The sequence below is a fragment of the Arthrobacter sp. SDTb3-6 genome (assembly GCF_013376095.1).
Taxonomy (GTDB): Bacteria; Actinomycetota; Actinomycetes; order Actinomycetales; family Micrococcaceae; genus Specibacter.
In genome coordinates this window covers 1-1,845 of sequence record NZ_JAAMFN010000098.1, presented here as the reverse complement: position 1 = coordinate 1,845, position 1,845 = coordinate 1, and the positions used below count along the sequence as shown (strand labels likewise).

The following is a 1,845-nucleotide window of genomic DNA, read 5'->3' as shown; positions in this document are numbered from 1 at the left end:
CTGTCGATCGAACAAGCAGTGAACGCGGGAACCGCTCAGATTCCGTTCCCTGCCAGCGGCGCGGCCAGCGCCGTGAGCAGGGATTGGCCCGTTGCCGGTTGAAGGGTTTGAGCGGGGCGGAGCCGTCGTAGTACTCCGAGGCCGGGAAAGCCGTGCCACATGGGGAAGGGCGGCAGTGTGTTCGGTCAAAGTAAATAGAGGGAGGGACTGTGATGGTCGAAGATACATCGGTGAATACCGGTGTCACCGTATGGCCGGATGAAAATTCGGCGTACGAGATGGTACGGCGGATGCAGACCAAACTACATCGGTGGGCGGTCAGTGAACCTGATCGTCGGTTTGATGATCTGTATAACCTGGTTTACGACCCGGCATTTCTGGTCCACGCCTTCGAGCGGGTGGCAGGCAACGTCGGGGCTAAAACGCCCGGGATCGATAAAGTCACCGTGACTTATATCCGCTCCCGGGTCGGAGTGGGACCTTTTCTGGATCACGTACAGGCGTTGCTGAAGTCCGGCGCGTTTGTCCCGGTACCGGTGAGGCGGGTGGAGATCCCCAAAACTAGCGGCAAAGTCCGCAGGCTGGGTATCCCGACCGTCACGGACCGGGTGGTTCAGGCTGCGTTGAAACTTGTTCTTGAACCGATCTTTGAAGCGGACTTCCTGCCGTGTTCCTACGGGTTTCGGCCCAACAGGCGTGCTCAGGATGCGGTCGCCGAAATTCAGCATCTGACCACTCGCGGTTACACGCAGGTGTTGGAGGCTGACATTCGGGCATGTTTTGACATGATCGACCACACTGCCCTGCTGGGCAGGGTCCGCGCCCGGATCAAGGACAAGAAGCTCGTCAGTCTCGTCCGCGCGTTCCTCAAAGCCGGAGTGATGACCGGTAGCGGGGATCACGTGGGAACGCTGACGGGCACTCCGCAGGGCGGGATTCTCTCGCCGCTTCTGGCCAATATCGCGCTTTCTGCACTCGATGAGCACTTTGATCGGGAATGGAAAACGCAGATGGGCACGTGGCACCATCGGAACCGACGCCGCAAGCAGGGGCTGGGCAGCTGGAAGCTGATCCGTTATGCCGATGACTTCGTTATCTGCGTGAACGGCACCAGGGACCATGCCGAGGCTCTGCGCGCGGTGGTCGCCGGGGTCATCGCGCCCCTGGGGCTGCGATTGGCGGAGGAGAAAACCCGTGTGGTCAACATTGACGAAGGCTTCGACTTCCTTGGTTTCACCATCCGCCGGATGGTCAAACGCGGAACGGGCAAGTCCTTTGTCTATACCGTGCCTTCGAAGAAATCGATTCGTTCGATCACTTTGAAAGTTCGGGAATTGACCAGCAGAAAGCACCTGCATCTGGGCCTTGACCAGTTACTGGTCAAGGTTGCCAGGGTCACTCGCGGGTGGGCGAACTACTTCCGGCACGCGGTGTCCAAGGACGTGTTCAACGCTGTCCAGTTTCATGCCTGGCGGCGGGTCGGCAAATGGATCAAGGCCAAACATGGCCGGATCTCCTGGCGCCGGATCCGTGGTCAGTTTTGCGATATTGGATGGCGTTGGGCATGCAACGGGGTTGTTTTCCGCAGCGCTGCCAGCGTTGCGGTGACCCGGTACCGCTACCGCGGTGCGCAGATACCGACTCCGTGGAGCATAGCCGCCTCAACACCGGCAACCAGCGCGACTGGTTGACCAGCGGGTAAGAACACATGGAGAGCCCGTTGCGGTGAGAATCGCACGGCGGGTTCGGTGGGAGGCTGCGGGAAACGGGCCGGAGAGTAATCCCGGCACCGCGCCCGCAGCCCACCCTACTAACTGGTTTGTTTCCTTGGTCAGTTGGCGTGGA

Annotated in this window: 1 protein-coding gene; it reads left to right on the top strand. The window is 60.2% G+C overall.

Annotated elements, in window-relative coordinates:
- Positions 1-212: 212 nt before the first annotated feature.
- Positions 213-1,691, top strand: coding sequence for a group II intron reverse transcriptase/maturase (ltrA, locus tag G6035_RS19430; protein ID WP_176618745.1), 1,479 nt, complete (start codon positions 213-215; stop codon positions 1,689-1,691).
- Positions 1,692-1,845 lie beyond the last annotated feature (154 nt).